The sequence below is a fragment of the Helcobacillus massiliensis genome, from assembly GCF_033106145.1.
In the GTDB taxonomy this organism is placed as follows: Bacteria; Actinomycetota; Actinomycetes; order Actinomycetales; family Dermabacteraceae; genus Helcobacillus; species Helcobacillus massiliensis.
Window position 1 is genome coordinate 823322 of sequence record NZ_CP136959.1, and the last position, 15279, is coordinate 838600.

At 66.2% G+C, this 15279-nt stretch carries 14 protein-coding genes; 2 read left to right on the plus strand and 12 right to left on the minus strand.

Going from position 1 to position 15279, the window contains the following annotated elements:
- Positions 1-7 precede the first annotated feature (7 nt).
- The 11 genes from R3I40_RS03855 to R3I40_RS03900 all read right to left on the minus strand — a co-directional run bounded on the left by R3I40_RS03855 (position 8) and on the right by R3I40_RS03900 (position 10985).
- On the minus strand, positions 8-706 hold the full coding sequence (locus R3I40_RS03855; protein WP_252908420.1) for a RodZ family helix-turn-helix domain-containing protein: 699 nt from the start codon (positions 704-706) through the stop codon (positions 8-10).
- A 45-nt stretch (positions 707-751) separates the two neighbouring features.
- Positions 752-1795 carry a ParB N-terminal domain-containing protein gene (locus R3I40_RS03860; RefSeq protein ID WP_252908415.1) on the minus strand — a complete coding sequence of 348 codons (1044 nt, stop codon included), beginning with the start codon at positions 1793-1795 and terminating at the stop codon, positions 752-754.
- The gene (locus R3I40_RS11570) at positions 1792-2085 is read right to left on the minus strand and encodes a hypothetical protein (protein WP_396349482.1); all 294 of its coding nucleotides are present in this window, start codon (positions 2083-2085) and stop codon (positions 1792-1794) included. Before R3I40_RS11570 ends, R3I40_RS03860 begins: the two co-directional genes overlap by 4 nt.
- 18 nt (positions 2086-2103) lie before the next feature.
- Entirely contained in the window at positions 2104-2673 is a 570-nt protein-coding gene (locus R3I40_RS11575) for a hypothetical protein (protein WP_396349483.1), read from the minus strand.
- Between the two features lie 102 nt (positions 2674-2775).
- The gene (locus R3I40_RS03870) at positions 2776-3321 is read right to left on the minus strand and encodes a hypothetical protein (protein ID WP_252908412.1); all 546 of its coding nucleotides are present in this window, start codon (positions 3319-3321) and stop codon (positions 2776-2778) included.
- Positions 3318-4130 (minus strand): DUF2637 domain-containing protein, encoded by an 813-nt coding sequence (locus R3I40_RS03875; protein WP_396349484.1) that lies wholly within the window; start codon positions 4128-4130, stop codon positions 3318-3320. Before R3I40_RS03875 ends, R3I40_RS03870 begins: the two co-directional genes overlap by 4 nt.
- A 17-nt stretch (positions 4131-4147) precedes the next feature.
- On the minus strand, positions 4148-5068 hold the full coding sequence (locus tag R3I40_RS03880; protein WP_252908409.1) for a bifunctional DNA primase/polymerase: 921 nt from the start codon (positions 5066-5068) through the stop codon (positions 4148-4150).
- Entirely contained in the window at positions 5065-6150 is a 1086-nt protein-coding gene (locus tag R3I40_RS03885) for an ArdC-like ssDNA-binding domain-containing protein (protein WP_252908408.1), read from the minus strand. Before R3I40_RS03885 ends, R3I40_RS03880 begins: the two co-directional genes overlap by 4 nt.
- A gap of 230 nt (positions 6151-6380) precedes the next feature.
- Positions 6381-7262, minus strand: a complete 882-nt coding sequence (locus tag R3I40_RS03890) for a helix-turn-helix transcriptional regulator (protein ID WP_252908407.1) — start codon at positions 7260-7262, stop codon at positions 6381-6383.
- Positions 7263-7384: 122 nt separating this feature from the next.
- Positions 7385-8680 (minus strand): MFS transporter, encoded by a 1296-nt coding sequence (locus R3I40_RS03895; RefSeq protein ID WP_252908406.1) that lies wholly within the window; start codon positions 8678-8680, stop codon positions 7385-7387.
- A gap of 52 nt (positions 8681-8732) precedes the next feature.
- Positions 8733-10985: an ATP-binding cassette domain-containing protein gene (locus R3I40_RS03900; RefSeq protein ID WP_252908404.1), complete on the minus strand. Its 2253-nt coding sequence runs from the start codon at positions 10983-10985 to the stop codon at positions 8733-8735.
- A 132-nt stretch (positions 10986-11117) separates the two neighbouring features.
- Here R3I40_RS03900 and R3I40_RS03905 point away from each other — a divergent pair, with 132 nt between their 5' ends.
- Positions 11118-11867 carry a TioE family transcriptional regulator gene (locus R3I40_RS03905; RefSeq protein WP_252908402.1) on the plus strand — a complete coding sequence of 250 codons (750 nt, stop codon included), beginning with the start codon at positions 11118-11120 and terminating at the stop codon, positions 11865-11867.
- A 45-nt stretch (positions 11868-11912) separates the two neighbouring features.
- On the opposite strand, the gene R3I40_RS03910 is transcribed toward R3I40_RS03905, so the two are convergent.
- Positions 11913-12113, minus strand: a complete 201-nt coding sequence (locus R3I40_RS03910) for a hypothetical protein (RefSeq protein ID WP_252908400.1) — start codon at positions 12111-12113, stop codon at positions 11913-11915.
- Between the two features lie 625 nt (positions 12114-12738).
- On the opposite strand from R3I40_RS03910, the gene mobF reads away from it, so the two are divergent.
- Positions 12739-15279: a MobF family relaxase gene (gene mobF / locus R3I40_RS03915; RefSeq protein ID WP_285262123.1), complete on the plus strand. Its 2541-nt coding sequence runs from the start codon at positions 12739-12741 to the stop codon at positions 15277-15279.

Below are 15279 nucleotides of genomic sequence, written 5' to 3' on the forward strand. Positions count from 1 at the left end.
GACCAGGTCACCGCAGCGGGTTGTCGAGCTGTGACAGGCGCAGCAGATGGCAGGTGTCGTAGGTCGGCGCGCAGACCACGAACACCGTGAACTCCACCTTGTGGGCCGAGGTGACCGGTTCGCCGTTCCAGGTCCCGGTGCGGTGCCGGGTGCCCTCGATCGTGTAGGCGACCGTGCCGGGTGCGAGCTGCCCCTCGGGTGCCTGAGCAACGGCTTCGCCCCACTGGTCGGGGATGTAGGCGCGGTCGATCGTCAGATGCTGACTGGTGCCGTACTCACGCAGGTCCTGCCATGCGGTCCGCGAGGGCAGGTAGGCGGCGACGTCGGTGGCGAGGCCGGCTTGTTCGGCGCCGCTGGGGTCACCGACGGCGAGGATCGCCGAGGTGTAGTCCAGCGGCAGCAGCCCGGTGGTGGTGTCCCACGCAAACAGCGTGGTCGCGACATTGCGAGCGAACTGCTCCGGATCAGCGCTCCGCGCCACCGGTGGCACCGCCGGCGCCCCGGATGCTGAAGGACTCGCCGTGGCGGTGGTGGTTGCGGAGGGTGACGGGCTGGTGGTGATGGTCGGTGACGTGCCCGGGGTGCTGGTGGGGGTGTGGGGGCCGGTGGCCAGGCCGTAGATCCCGACCCCACACACAAGGGCCGTGACCGAGCCGGCAGCGATCAGCACGAGCCGGCGACGCGACGAACGATCGGAAGTGTCCATGCCCAGCAGGTGCACCCACCCACCCCAAACACCAGCAGGCAGAAGCTAGATGGCGCGCAGCTGCGGACGCCCACCCGCCGGTCCGTCATCCTGCTCATCGACAGGGCCGGAGGCGGCGGTGGTGGTGTTGTCCGGAGTGGTGAGGGCGGCTTGGAGGGCGTCGGCGAACGCGACGGTGTGTTCGATCACGCGCAGGAACGTGGCGACTTGCTCGTCGGTGAGTTCGACGGCGAGCACAGCCGGGTCGTAGTGGGTCCACCACTGATCCAGTTCGGTCCACGTCACCACGAACGCCCGCACCGGGTACTGCACCGGCGCGCCCTCAGCCTCGTCCTTGGGCTTCTTGGCCGGGGCGGGCTCCGGCTTGCCACCGGATTGGATGCGGGCGAGGGCGTCGGCCGCGGCCTGATGCAACGCCTCATCACCAGCATCGGGGCTGGCGGTGTGGTTGCGGATGGTCTCGTAGATCGGATGGACCGGGCTGCCCGCGTCGATCTCCTCCAACCCCTGCCGTGCCGCTGCCCTCACGTGTTCGGGCAGCGTCTCATCGGTGGCGGCATGTTCGAGGAAGCCGATCTTGTCCAGCGTCTTGTACGAGGCACCGCCGGGAATCATTCCGGCGGCTTGTTCACTGGCGCGGCCGGTGGGTGTTGACGGTGCGGGAAAATTTCCCACACCGTCAGCTCCGGGCTGGTTGTCGCTGCGGAACTGGGTCGCGGCCTTGCGACGCGCAGCGTCCTCGGCCATGAGGGATTTCAGTTCGCGGTAGAGGGCGGCGGCTTCCAGCGCGGTGAGCGGCTTGTGTAGGACGTTGTCGTCTTGTTCGGCCAGCAGGTGGCCGAGCCGGTCGGAGATACCGGAGCGTACCCACACGTTGACGGTGCGCCAGCCGAGCTGCTTGATCGCCGCCAGCCGTCGTGCCCCGCAGATCAGCACCCCGTCGGGGCTGACCGTCAACGGCTGCAACAACCCATCGCGCTCAATCGACGCCGCCAGCGCATCGATGTCACCCAGATCGGCACGGTGACGTCGGCCCACATGCAGGGAGTCGACGGCGCGGTCCAGCTCGATGTGCCCCGGGGTACTCATGACCGCACCCGTTCCCGCCCCGGGACGGCACGGACGATGGCGGTGACCAGGGCGTCATCATCCAACAGGTCCGCCAGGGACTCCCCGAGCAACAGACGCAGCAGGATCCCGCGCCCAGCCATCGTGGTGGCGTAGGCAGGTTCGGGATGGCCCAGCAGAACCCTCAACAGACACGTCCAAGCCGGGGCGGGAAGGTCGAGCAGAGCGCGGGCGTGCTTGTCGCGCCGCAAGGCTTCGTAGGTGCCCCGCCGAGACCCGATCCGCGCCAAGGCGTTGGTGACGTGATCCACCCCCGCCCGAGCGGAGGCTTACGGCCAGCCCAGCAGCACGAACAAACCGGTCGCATCCGCCACTGCTGCCTGCACACTCGAACCCACATCCACGTCGCCCTGCTGGTCGTGGTGGTGGGGGTCGGTGAGCTGGAACGCCGGGTGGTACTCGTACAGGGGTGTTTCGCGGTCGGAGAACCGTTCGGGGTCGTGGTGGGCAGAGATGTGGGCGCGGCGGGCCTGGTGGACCGAACACAGGAGCCCTTGGGCGCGTTCTTCATAGATGCAGGTGATCCGCACCGCATGCGTGACCACCGCCCACGGATCCGCGGCCTTCCTTGCCGCCGGCGTGCGCATCACATCAAACGCCGCCGACGCGGCCTCCCACACGTCCAGGCCGTGCTTGCGTGCCAAGGGTGCGAACCGCTCCGCCGCAAACTCCAACAGCTCTCTGGCTTGGGAGTTGTTGCGCCATCCGTGCTCGGCCAGCTGCTCCAGCAAAGCCCGCAGCCCTTCACTGGTTCGGAAGTCCGAGCTGTCGGGGTGGGGCGTCGACGACGTCCCGGTCTCAGTGGCGGTGCCGGTGGTTGGTGTTGTGGTGTGGGTCATGGTGGTGCCTCCTGACAAGCAGGTGCGCACCCCCACCCCAGATGTCGGCGGCAGTGGTGTCGTGGTGGTGCTGGCGAGAGTCGTCATTGCTGGTCACCACGCTCAGCTCATCCCCACCGCGGACCGCCCCGACACCGACTGGCCTCGCCCGTGGCCGAAGGCCGACAACGGCGCCAACCGCGCAGCCCGATCACCGACGCGCCGTGCACCCACCGTGATGCCGTGGCGGGTCTTCTGGCTCAGTGCGGCCTGGAAGTGGATGCCGCGGCCAGCGACTGTGGCGCCACGCCGGGCCATCAGATCGGTCGGACGCACCCACTCCACACCCCGCCCCACCTGCCGCCCCACAGGCCGGCTGGTGGTCCGAGCGGTGCGAGCCTTGACCGCCTCCGGCACCCCCTCCACGTCCCCACCCAACCCCGGGGAGCCCGCGTCTGGTCCGTCGACGTCGGGGGCGAGCTGCTCGTCGAGATCCTCTGGCGGAATCTCGGGTGGGACAAGATCGCCTCGCTCACTCACGGCGTCCTGGTCGAGGTTCTCGGCGTGCGTGCCGGGGGTGGTCAGGGCGAGTTCTTCGGGATCGGGTGGGCCGTAGTCGTCGTGGACCGGCGGCTCCACCGGGTGGTGCTCGTGTTCGTGGGTGCTCATGATTCCTCCTTCATCGATGGGTTGGTGTCAGGTTCAGAACTCCTCGTCGGTGTGGAGGTGAGCCAGCGGCCCACCGTGGACGGATGCACGCCCAGCTCGGCGGCAATCTGCTTGTTCGACCACCCCTCACTCCGCAACCCGGCAGCCCGCTCCCGCCGACCCACCCCAGCCGTCCCCGACGCGGAAACGTCAGGGCCGGTTGACCCTTCACAATCCGGCGGGGCGGATCGGTCGGCCTCGGGTGCTTCCTCGGCGTGCTCGGCAGCGGGATCTGGTGCAGGCGAAGTCACCGGTTCGTCGTCAGCGCCGATGGGATGGGCGCTGACGGTCCCCGGGAGTGCCGCCGGTGGCCGGCCTGACTCGATGCCCGGCCCTGGGCCGGGTGTGGGCCGGTCGTTCTGTTGGGTGACGGTCTGCCAGATCACCGGCTGTGAATCGGTGGTGTGGGTGAGGATGACGGTGAGGTGGGTGATCGCCAGCAACACCACGGGCGGAACCGCAGCAATCGCGGCCGCCAACACCGCAGGCACGTCGGCGTCGGCGGCCACGATGGCGTGCAGAGCGTTGGCGGTGACCGAGACGACGGCACCGCCGATCAACAGGGCCCAGGGATACCAGGCGGCCTTCTGGCCAGCCAGAGCGACGACGGCGACGGTGGCGACCACGATGATGCCGTCGACGATCAGCGGCCACGCCCACGCCTGACCTGCCCCGATGCCCGAACGGGCCGCGAGATCAGCCAGAGAGGTGAAGGACAGCCAGAATGCCCCGATCGCGATGAACACCGTCCCCGCGACCGCCGTCCGCACCGCCCACCGCCGCGCCCTCATGCCAGCCCCCACCCCGCGCCCACCGGCACCCGCACCGGCGATGCTGCCGCTGGTTCGGTGGGCCTGGGTGCGGTGGACGTGGTGGGGTGGGTGATGCGGTAGGCCGACCGCACGGTGGCGGCGATCTCCCGCGGACCCAACCCCGCCTCACCGGCAGCCGCGCCCAGCACATCCACCGCCGTGGCAGGTGCGATGTCGTTTTCCGCGGCCCGGCACGCCGCCCAGAACAACCCCCGATTCCGCTCGCCCTCACCCAAACCCGCCACCCACGCAGCCAGCCGCGCCACCACCACCCCAGGCTCGCTCTGAGCCATGCCGCGTTCAGCAGCGCGCGGTCGCAGGACGGGCCGGGGGTCGAGGAAGTCCCGCAGCGCCTCACTGTCGATCCCGGCCGCCGCGCTCCGCCGGACCGTCGCCAACCGATACGACCCAGCAGCGGTGTGTGAGGGTGGGATGACGATGTAGCCGCCATCCCCACGGAAATCCACACCGACCCGGGCCGCCTGCCACGACCGCTGCACCACATCCGGCGTGGCCGGGTAATAGCCATGCCGTCCACCCGAGGGGGAGACCACCGTGAACACCGGCATCCCCACCCGCCCCGCATCAAAGGCGCGGCGCATGCTCTCCCGGCCATCCACGTGCTCGCGGACATCAACATCCACGACCACGACACCGGAGACCGCCCCGGTCGGAAGCCCCAGGTTCGCCTCCGGCCACCGCGCCCACCATTGCTCGATCTGGGCGAGGTCCGTGGTGGCGTCGTGAAACCCGCGCGGCGTCAACGGGCGCTTTTGCCCGGGCACGCACGGAAACACCGGCACCCCCGCCGATGCAAGATCACTCGCCACCCGCCCCAGCGACCGATCCGAGCCAGGAGCGAGAAGACGGGCCAATTGGTAGAGGTTCAGGCTCATAGCGCCACCGCCTCACGCCCCGACACCACCCGCCCCGCCGACTCCGACACCGCCGGCGCCGCCGAGGCCTGCCGTGTCGCGGGTTCGCGAGCGGGGGTGTCGCGCTCCAGACCGGGCGGGGCGCCGTTGCCGACCTGCACCGTGTCGAGCTGCTCCAGAATCCCCAGCGCGGTCTTGCGGACCCGTTCCCCGGTGGTCTTGACCACCTCGACCGGGTCCTGGCCCTCCACCCGCGCCGCCCACGTCGACACGTACGGGACGGTGTAGCCGGAGGTGTCCATGCCATGCGCGGCACCCACCATCAACGCGACCGATTCGGCCTCCACCTCACCGATCCCACGATGCTGCCGTGCCTCACCCGCATCCGGGCCATGCAACAACACGTGGCCCAGCTCGTGAGCCAGGGTCTTCACCTGCGCCGCCGGATCCATGTCACTACGCACCGACACCACCCGACTGCCGTAATCGGTCAGCCCATTCGCCCCGAAAATCTCCGACGCATCCGCAACCAGCCGCAGCCCAAACCCGGCAGACTGGACCTGGGCGGCGAGGCCCTCCCACAACCCGGCAGGAGCCTGCCCCTCCAACAACCGCGGCGCCGGCGGCTCAGGAATCGGGTCACCCGTGGTCTGGGAAGCGTCCCAGACGTAGGCGGGGCGGACACCGACCATCTTCGTGCGCACCGTCTCACCCGCACGCGGCTTCTCACCCTTCCCAAGGCGTCGCCACGACTCAGCATCCTGCGGGGTCGCTGAGGCGAACCGTCCCGTCACCGGCGCCAAAATCTGATACCCCGGCTGCCCCTTCGACACCTGACGGCCCAACTGCTGCCACTGCCTATACCCGGCGACATGCGACGGCACCGGGTCCGGCACCAGACCCAACCCGTAGGCCTCCTGATGCTGGGTGAAGATCAGAATCGTGTTCGCGAACGACCGCGCCCGGAACCGGGCCGCGAACTCCAACGCCCGGCCCCAATCCTCACCCGACACAAGCTGCTCGACCGCACCAGTCAGCCGCTCATGCAGCGCATCAAGCTTCGCTTCCCGCGCCGCCCGAGCATCCTTGCCCGAGGTTGCCATGCCGGCCTCCTTCCGCGAACCTGCCCACCGGGCCGAAGAACCGACCCGGTGACCATCAGGTACGCCGGAACCACCAGCACTAGAAGACGGACAACAAGGAACCCCTACACTGACCGCCAGGATCCACAGTGAACCTGACGTGTCCCAACGACTTATCAGCTCTTGGGTTTCTATGGGGAGCGGCTACGGGGGTGGAGTCCCTTTCGGCTACAACGGTGTCCCGATCCCGGTCAGGCGCTCGTCATCTCACCGAGTCGGTCGCGGTACCGCTGGGGGGTGATGCCGACACATTGCCGGAATGCCTCTGAGGCTCGGCTACGGCTCTTCCAACCTACGGCTCGTCCGGCTGCCGCGACGCTAAGGTCCGTTTCGCGGAGAAGCCGGGCCATGACGTCGACTCTCAACATGGTCAGGTACGCCAGCGGCGTCTTGCCATATGCGTCGGTGAATACTCGTGAGAGGTGCTTCGGGGAGAGGTGGACGTGCTTAGCCAGGCTGGAGAGCGTCCAAGGAGCTTCGGGACTACTACGCAGCAGCTCAGCCACTTGATATGCCTCAGTCCTCAGCGCCATGGTTCTACGCTTCCTCGGCAGGCTAGGCAGAGTGGACGTACGCTGGGCTGGCCTTCTGGGAACGGCGCTGGTCCGTATGTGAGGGATGACAACGTCCAGAACTGCAAAGAGCAATGCTTGGATCCGACAGAACCGTTCGGGTGCAGGTCCGTCAACACTGAGTGCGACCAACTCGTCCAGCCAGGGTGTCAACAGTCCGATACGGTCCTCACCTATATGCAGAAGTTGCGCTGGTTCGGAGTACAGCTCATCAACGAAGTCTCGCGCCTGTAGCCGGTCCGCGAGAAATGCTGCGTGTTGCCAAAACACCTGATCGACCACATAGTCGTGGTCCAGGTAGATGGTCGTGACCGTCGCCGACTCCTCGGGTTCGGTTGCGCACAGTGTGTTCGCCCCGATCACCGCCATATCCCCCGCGTTTAGATGTTTCTCACCGAACTCGCTTAGCAACAGAAGGCTACCGGCTCGGGAAAACATGAGCCTCACGTAGTCGTAGCCGATGGGACCTGTCGGCCTGTGTAAAGCGCGAGTGTCGGCCAAGATCGGGTGTGGAGAATTACGTCCACGAGGTAGCAACCGTGCCTCCGTGGGCGTCGACGGCGGTAGCACTGGCCTCGGCATGGCTCTCGAAGCTCGCACTGCGAAAGTGGTTCTTCAGCCCGTCACTGAGTTGTCTGCCCAGTCGGATTCTTTGATTCGTTGGTGGCGGAGTTGGAGCGTGCCGCTCTTATCACGGCCCGTCCGGATGGAAGAGCGGTGGCGAGGGTCAGCACGACGATGAGTGCAGTGCCTGAGGAGATGAGCAGTCCTTGTAGCCTGACGACATCGGCGAGGGGACCGAAGATGATCACTCCCGCTGGTGTGGACAGCGTCATGGCGATACTGACGTAGCTGAAGACGCGTCCGAGCATTCCGGGGTCAACTGTCTGTTGGATCAGCGTCATGAACGGCGCGGAGAACGCAGGTACTGCGAGCCCGAAGAGGAAGGTGAAGAGGTAGTACAGCCAAAGGTTCGGGCTCAACCCGAGAGCGACGGTGAATGCTGCGACCGCGTAGGCGGATCCGAGGAGTAGCCCGATCCTGCTGCTCTTGGCGAAGAGCGTCGCGACCAAGATTCCTCCAAGCATGGTGCCGATGCTGAGGAGCATTTGCATGACTGCTAGCATCCACGGCTCGGTGCCGAAGCTCTCAGCGATCAGCAGTGGAGAGACAACCATCGCGGGTGCTTGGGAGAGCAGAAAGAAGAGGGCGAGGACGAGCAGAAGCCATCGGATCAATGGGTTGGAGCTGATGTAGTGCATTCCCTCCACGAGTTCACGGCGGTAGCTTTCCCGTTTGTCTCCGTTCGCCTGCACTGTGGGGACCCCGACGAAGAGTAGTAGCCCGATTCCAAGTACCGCGGTGAGCACATCGAGATAGAAGGCTGCGATGATATCGGCGCTGGCGTAGATCGCGGCCCCTGCGGCAGGCGCGAGAAGGGCCATCGCCGAATTGATCGTCTGGAAGATGCCGTTGATGCGCATGAGATGTTCCTGGGGGACGATCTGCGGGATCAGTGCTTGAACGGTCGGCGTTTGGACCCCGGCGCCGACCGATCGGATGGCGACTGCCGTGAGGATCAGCCATAGGTCGGTGAGTCCGATACTCATCAGGATGGCAAGGATCAAGGTTGTCGCTGCGATCAGTGAGTCGGCGGCGATGATGAGTTTCTTCCGGTCCAGCCGATCGGCCAGAACGCCTCCGAAGATCGACATCACGCCTTGAGGGCCAAATGCGGCGAGCATGAAGAGACCGAGAGCCATGCCTGAGCGAGTCTCTAGGGTGATGTGCCACATCACGGCGAACTGGACGATCATCGAACCGAACAGGGATACGGTCTGTCCGGTGACGAATAGGACGGTGTTCCTAGCCCAGCGATCGGGTGGAGCCGAGGGGGTGTCTTCGAGGTGGGCGGGCATGCAGGAGGTTCCTTTCAGTGATGAACGGCGTGAAGAGGGCAGAAGGGGATCGTCAGCGACCGTGGGCTTCAGTCCAGGCCCGCAGGTGAACGGCCGTGTACGTGTCGGCTGTCGCGACCATGTGCTGTGGGGTCCCTTCGAACACCACACGCCCCCCGTCAGTTCCGGCTCCGGGTCCGATGTCGATGATCCAGTCGGCTGCCGCGATGACCGCGAGGTTGTGTTCGATGGCAACGACGCTGCGCCCGGAATCGACGAGGTTGCCGAGCATGGTGATGAGCATCTGCGTGTCTGCGAGGTGCATGCCGCCGGATGGTTCGTCCAGGACGTAGACGTTGGCGTCGTCGCGCAGGGCCGAGGCGAGCTTTAGTCGCTGTCGTTCGCCTCCGGACAAGGTGCTCAGTGGTTGGCCGAGTGTCAGATAGGGCAGGCCAACGGTGAGAAGCTGGTCGAGGATCCCGGCGGATTTGCCGGTGCGGAAGATCTCGCGGGCTTCGCGGACTGTCAGGCTGAGCACCTCGTCGATGGCCAGGCCGTGGAGCCGGTGGGTCAGCACGTCTGGTCTGTAGCGGCGACCGTCGCATTCGGGGCAAGTGCTTTCAACGTCGGCCATGATTGCCAGGTCGGTGTAGACGACTCCGAGCCCGCGGCACGTGGCGCAGGCGCCGTCGGAGTTCGCGGAGAAGAGCGAGGCGCTGACGCCGTTGGCCTTTGCGAATGCGCTCCGGATGGAGTCGAGGAGGCCGGTATAGGTGGCGGGGATGGAGCGTCGCGAGCCCCTCAGCGGGCTCTGATCGATGAGCAAGACCCCGGGCTGGCCGTCGAGGCCTTGACGGATGAGAGTGGACTTGCCTGAGCCGGCAACGCCGGTCACGACGCTGAGCACACCCGTGGGGATGTCCACGGAGACGTGCTTGAGGTTGTGTGCTGTCACGTTGCGGATCTTCAGCGCTCCGGTGGGCTGCCGGGCTTCACGTTCCTCTGTGCTGCGATGGCCGAGAGCACGCGCGGTGACCGTGCCGCTGTCGAGCAACCCCGCCGGTGCGCCGGCGTACGTGATCGTTCCACCATCGCGTCCGGCGCCCGGCCCGAGTTCGATGATGTGGTCGGCGGCGGCGATGACTGCAGGCTTGTGTTCGACGACGAGAACGGTGTTGCCTTTGTCTCGAAGCTGGAACAACAAGGCGATCATGCGGTCGATGTCGTGGGGATGGAGTCCACTGGTGGGTTCGTCGAAGACGTAGGTGATGTCCGTCAGAGCCGAACCAAGGTGACGGACGATCTTGATCCGCTGAGCCTCTCCGCCGGAGAGGGTGGAGGTCTGACGGTCGAGGGAGAGATACCCGAGACCGACGAGAACAAGGGAATCGAGCATGCGGCGCAGCTGCACGATCAGCGGCGCGACGTCCGAGTCGTCAATGCGATCCAGCCAGGACCGCAGGTCACTCACCTGCAAGGCGGTGCACTGGGAGATGGTCGCTCCCTGCACTGTCGCCGTCCGTGCTGCCTCGTTCAATCGGGTGCCTCGGCACTTGGGGCACTCAGCGAAGGTCGCAACTCGAGCGATGAAGTCGCGGATGTGCTTCTGCTTCGTCTCACCGGCCTTGTCGAGGAAGACTCGGCGGACTTTCCGGACAAGACCCTCGTACGTCGTGTTGGTGTGTCCGAGACGGACTTTGACGGGTTCTGCGTGCATCAGCCATTCCCATTCCTCCGGGCTGTACTGGCGCAGCGGCTTGTCCGCGTCGAGGCGGTCCGATTCGCCGTAGGGACGCCAGTACCAGGTGCCGACGCCGAAGTTCGGCACGGTGATGGCTCCGTCGTTCAGAGATCGATTGCGGTCGACCAGGACGTCTTCGTTGATGGCGGACGCCGTACCGATGCCCTCACAGGCCGGACACATTCCATCAGGCACATTGAAGGAGAAGCACGCGGACGGCCCTACATATGGAGTGGAGATGCGGGAGAAGAGCAACCGCAGGAGTGCATAGACGTCGGTGGCCGTGCCTACCGTCGAGCGGGCGGTGGTGCCGATCGGGTCTTGGTTGACCACGACAGCCGCTGTGAGCCCCGACATCTCGTCGACATCGGGACGAGAGAGTGTCGGCATGAAGCCTTGGAGGAATGCGGAATAGGTCTCGTTGATCAGGCGCCTGCTCTCGGATGCGATCGTGCCGAAGGCGAGGCTGGACTTTCCTGACCCTGACAGGCCTGCGAAGACGGTCAGCTTGCGCTTGGGGATATCGACATCGACACCCCTGAGGTTGTGGCTGTGTGCTCCTCGGACGCGGATGACATCCGGCATTGACGAACCTGCCGTGATCGGGCTTGATGACTCTCTGACATGATGACTCATGTGCATCAATCGTATCTCTGAACGAGCTGTTGATACTTTGCGTCGATTCCTGCGGCCAGGCGGTGGTAAAGTCTCAATACGATGAGAAGCCTCCGACCCGCCGACCTGGCGCGAGAGCATGGCCTGTCCACCCAGGCGGTGCGCAACTACGAGCGCAACGGCTGCCTCCCACCCGCCGATCGGACGCCGACGGGCTACCGGATCTACACGGACGTGCACGCCGCAGCACTGCGCGCCTATGTCGCACTCGTTCGCGGGTTCGGGCACGCTAGCGCCAGGTCGATCATGCAGGCGGTCCATCAAGGCAGGACCGACGACGCTCTGGCAGTGATCGATGCCGGGCACGAGCAACTCATGCGCGACCGCGCAACTCTGAGTACTGTGCGCGAAGCTGTGGAGCACATCGCCGCTGAGTCCGACGAACTCTCCGTAGGTGCTTCACCCTCGGCTGGCTTCCGTTCCATTGGGGAACTGGCGCATGCATTGGATCTGAGCCCGGCAACCGTGCGAACTTGGGAGCGAGCTGGAATCCTCGACCCCCAGCGTGACCCCGCCACCGGATACCGGGTGTATGCGAACGACGATGTTCGCGATGCCCGCCTCGCCCACCTACTGCGTCGGGGCGGCTATTTGCTCGACCAGATCGCGGTAGTGATTGGGCAGATACGCTCGGCCGGCGGCACGGATGAACTTTCGAAGACCGTCGGAGACTGGCAAGCCAAACTGACCGCACAAGGCATAGCGATGCTCAAGGCTTCGGCAAAGCTCAGCGAGTACCTCGATATCGCCGCAGACGACGAGGGGTGTGGGCGGAGCATGACATCCAGCTGACCGCAACCCCCGAGGCAATCGCTGGGCCCAGGGAATGCGGTGTGGTCAGGAGAGGGACCAGTGTCCGACCTCGCGGTACGTGGAGTCCATGACAGCTTCGAGATGCGGCTTGTCGAACGAGTAGTGCTTGAGGTTGCCGGCCCAGTAGCGCAGTACGCGCCCAAGCTCTTCCGCTGGGTCGCCCGCGACGGTCTCAAGATCCACTTCGAGTCGGAAGGTCTGGATGTTCGTTGGTTCATCGTTCATAGCCTTCACCTTAACGTTGAATGAGCTATTGAAGCTTGCTTGGTGATCTAGCGTGCATCTATGGGTCCTGTCGGGCGCAAAGTTTAAAACCTATCCCGACCTCGGGCGACTTTGTGCGCTCAGAGCTCGACGGGGAGGCTGTCGACGAGATTGACGACCGGGCCCGTCCCGCCTTACCGGTGAGGAGTAGGCCGAGAACACGTGCTGAGGCACGCGAGTGAATGGTCACGGAGGGCAGTGAGAACACGCGCTGGATCATGGCAGGGGCGGGTTCACCAGTCCGTGGTGTTCTCACGTGCCCACTGGGCGAAGGTGCGCCCGAGGCGTCCGGTGATGCGCGGAACGGTGTCGAGCACCTGCCCGGATGCCTCGGGTGGGCTACTCCCGCGCGGTTGCGATCCCCAACAGTGACCTCGACTGGGTCACTTTCGTCCTCGCTGCACTATGCGTCCCCTTCGCCTCCACGGGCCGCAGAGGCGATCACCCATGCCGCAGCTCGGGCAGCCAGTAGACCACTGCCGACAGCACCTGATCGAGAGGCCACGCGTCTTGCAGATCGAGGTCGGGAAGGCGCCGGCTCACCTGTGTGAGGAGCAGGTAAGGGGTGGTTTGGGTGACGGTGTCGATGCGGGTGATGTCGGCCGGGGACGGCTACAAGTACCTGCTGCGCACCGTGGCGGCGGGTGACGGTGACCGGTCGCTGTCCACTCCGCTGACCCGCTACTACGCCGAGGCCGGCACCCCACCCGGACGCTGGCTCGGCTCCGGCGTCACCGCTCTGGGTAATGGCGAACTCACACCTGGCGCCCAGGTCTCAGAGGCACAGCTCCAGTTGCTGGTGGGGATGGGACGGGACCCGATCACTGGTGATCCGTTGGGGCGGGCGTATCCGGTGTACAGCTCGGCTGCGGAGCGGGTCGCGGACCGCGTCGCGCAAGTGGACCCGTCGCTGAGCCCGGTGGAGCGGGAACGCTCCGTTGCGCAGATCGAGGCGGAGGAGGCTGCGCGGGGGTCGCGGCGTGCGGTGGCGGGGTTTGATTTCACGTTCAGTGTGCCGAAGTCGGCGTCGGTGTTGTGGGCGGTTGCAGACGCGGGGACGCAGGCGTTGATTGCGCAAGCCCATCATGAGGCGGTTGCGGCGGTGGTTGCGTTCATGGAGCGCGAGGTTGCAGCCACCCGCACCGGTGCAACTGCTGGGGATGGCGCGGTTGCACAGGTCGACGTCACGGGCCTGATCGCGACGGCGTTTGATCACTTCGATTCACGCGCTGGGGATCCGCACTTGCATACGCATGTGGTGATCAGCAACAAAGTCCGCACGGTGTTGGATGGGAAGTGGCGGAGTCTGGATGGGCGGCCGATGCATGCCGCGGTTGTCGCGCTGTCGGAGCTGCACGAGGCCGTGTTCGCCGACCACATGACCCGCACCTTCGGCGTGAGCTGGGAGCCGCGGGAGATGGGTCGGGACCGGAACCCGTCATGGGCGATCACTGACGTCCCCGAGGAACTGGTGGCGGAGTTCTCCACCCGGGCGCGGCAGGTCGAGGTGGAGAAGGACCGGCTGGTAGCTGAGTACGTGGCCACCCACGGACAGCAGCCATCGGATGCCACCGTGATCCGGTTGCGCGCCCAAGCCACGCTCGCGACCCGTCCAGAGAAGCAGGTCCGCTCGTTGACGGAGCTAACAGCCGAGTGGCGCACCCGCGCCAGCCAGCAGCTCGGCACGGATGCCACCGCGTGGGCGCGGACCGTCACTGCCGGGGAACGGCAGATGCTGTTGCGGGCTGATGATGTGCCGTTGGACCTGATCGAGCAGGTCGGGCGCTCGGTGGTCGAGGTGGTCGGTGAGAAGCGCTCGACGTGGCGGCGCTGGAACCTGATGGCCGAAGCCGCCCGCCACACGATGGGGTGGCGGTTCGCCACCGTTGAGGACCGCGAAGCCATCACCGCGATGGTTGCCGACGCCGCCGAACAGGCGTCCCTGCGCCTGACCCCACCCGAACTGACCACGAGCCCGGTGGAGTTCCGCCGCCCGGACGGAACCAGTGTCTTTCGCCCGAAGCACTCGACCGTGTTCTCCTCCGACACCCTCCTCGCCGCAGAGGACCGCCTCCTGCAACGGGCCCGTGCCACGACTGGCCCGAGTATCGACCTGGCCACCGTCGAAACGATCACGAGCAAGCCTGACGCCGAGGGGCGGGTGCTCGGTCCCGACCAGGCTGAAGCCTTGGCGTCGGTCGCGGTGTCGGGCCGGGTGGTGGATGTGTTGGTGGGGCCGGCGGGGGCTGGGAAGACGACCGCGATGAATGCGCTGCGCCGGGCGTGGGAGACCTCGCATGGTGCTGGGTCGGTGGTGGGGTTGGCCCCGTCGGCGGTGGCGGCGCAGGTGCTGGCCGACGATCTGGGGATCGCCACGGAGAATACGGCGAAGTGGTGGACCACCCACCAACACACCGGCGCGACCTTCCAGCCCGGGCAGCTGGTCATCATCGACGAAGCCTCCCTCGCCGGCACCCTGTCCTTGGACCGGATCACGCAGGCAGCGGAGGAGGCCGGGGCGAAGGTGCTGCTGGTCGGTGACTACGCCCAGCTCCAGTCCGTCGACGCTGGCGGTGCGTTCAGCCTGCTGATCCACGACCGCGACGATGCTCCCGAACTGGTCGACGTCCACCGCTTCACCCACGCCTGGGAGAAGACCGCATCCCTGGAGCTACGGCACGGCCGCACCCCAGTCATCGACACCTACCTCGACCACGACCGCATCCACGACGGCGACGCCGAGGCCATGACCGATGCCGCCTACACCGCCTGGCGCCACGACCGCCAAGCGGGGTTGGCGTCGGTGCTGATCGCCGAAACCCGCGAGAACGTCACCGCCCTCAACGTCCGCGCCCGCGCCGACCTCATCCTCGACGGCACGCTGAAGCCCGGCCCCGACATCACCCTGTCCGACGGATCAGCAGCGAGCGTGGGTGACACGATCATCACCCGCCGCAACGACCGTCGGCTGCGGAACCGGCACGGTTGGGTCCGCAACGGCCAAACCTGGACCATCACCGCCGTGCGTGACGACGGGTCAATCACGATCCGCCCACCCGGTACCCGGTTCGGCAACAGCATCGTCCTACCCGCCGACTACGTGGCCAAGCACGTCGACCTCGGCTAG

Excerpts from the sequence above, each read along its gene's own strand:
- R3I40_RS03905 (WP_252908402.1), top strand. The coding sequence starts at position 11,118 with ATGAGAAGCCTCCGACCCGCCGACCTGGCGCGAGAGCATGGCCTGTCC.
- R3I40_RS03910 (WP_252908400.1), bottom strand. The coding sequence starts at position 12,113 with ATGAACGATGAACCAACGAACATCCAGACCTTCCGACTCGAAGTGGAT.
- R3I40_RS03900 (WP_252908404.1), bottom strand. The coding sequence starts at position 10,985 with ATGCCGGATGTCATCCGCGTCCGAGGAGCACACAGCCACAACCTCAGG.
- mobF (WP_285262123.1), top strand. The coding sequence starts at position 12,739 with ATGCGGGTGATGTCGGCCGGGGACGGCTACAAGTACCTGCTGCGCACC.
- R3I40_RS03895 (WP_252908406.1), bottom strand. The coding sequence starts at position 8,680 with ATGCCCGCCCACCTCGAAGACACCCCCTCGGCTCCACCCGATCGCTGG.
- R3I40_RS11575 (WP_396349483.1), bottom strand. The coding sequence starts at position 2,673 with ATGACCCACACCACAACACCAACCACCGGCACCGCCACTGAGACCGGG.
- R3I40_RS03870 (WP_252908412.1), bottom strand. The coding sequence starts at position 3,321 with ATGAGCACCCACGAACACGAGCACCACCCGGTGGAGCCGCCGGTCCAC.
- R3I40_RS03855 (WP_252908420.1), bottom strand. The coding sequence starts at position 706 with ATGGACACTTCCGATCGTTCGTCGCGTCGCCGGCTCGTGCTGATCGCT.
- R3I40_RS03860 (WP_252908415.1), bottom strand. The coding sequence starts at position 1,795 with ATGAGTACCCCGGGGCACATCGAGCTGGACCGCGCCGTCGACTCCCTG.
- R3I40_RS03885 (WP_252908408.1), bottom strand. The coding sequence starts at position 6,150 with ATGGCAACCTCGGGCAAGGATGCTCGGGCGGCGCGGGAAGCGAAGCTT.
- R3I40_RS03880 (WP_252908409.1), bottom strand. The coding sequence starts at position 5,068 with ATGAGCCTGAACCTCTACCAATTGGCCCGTCTTCTCGCTCCTGGCTCG.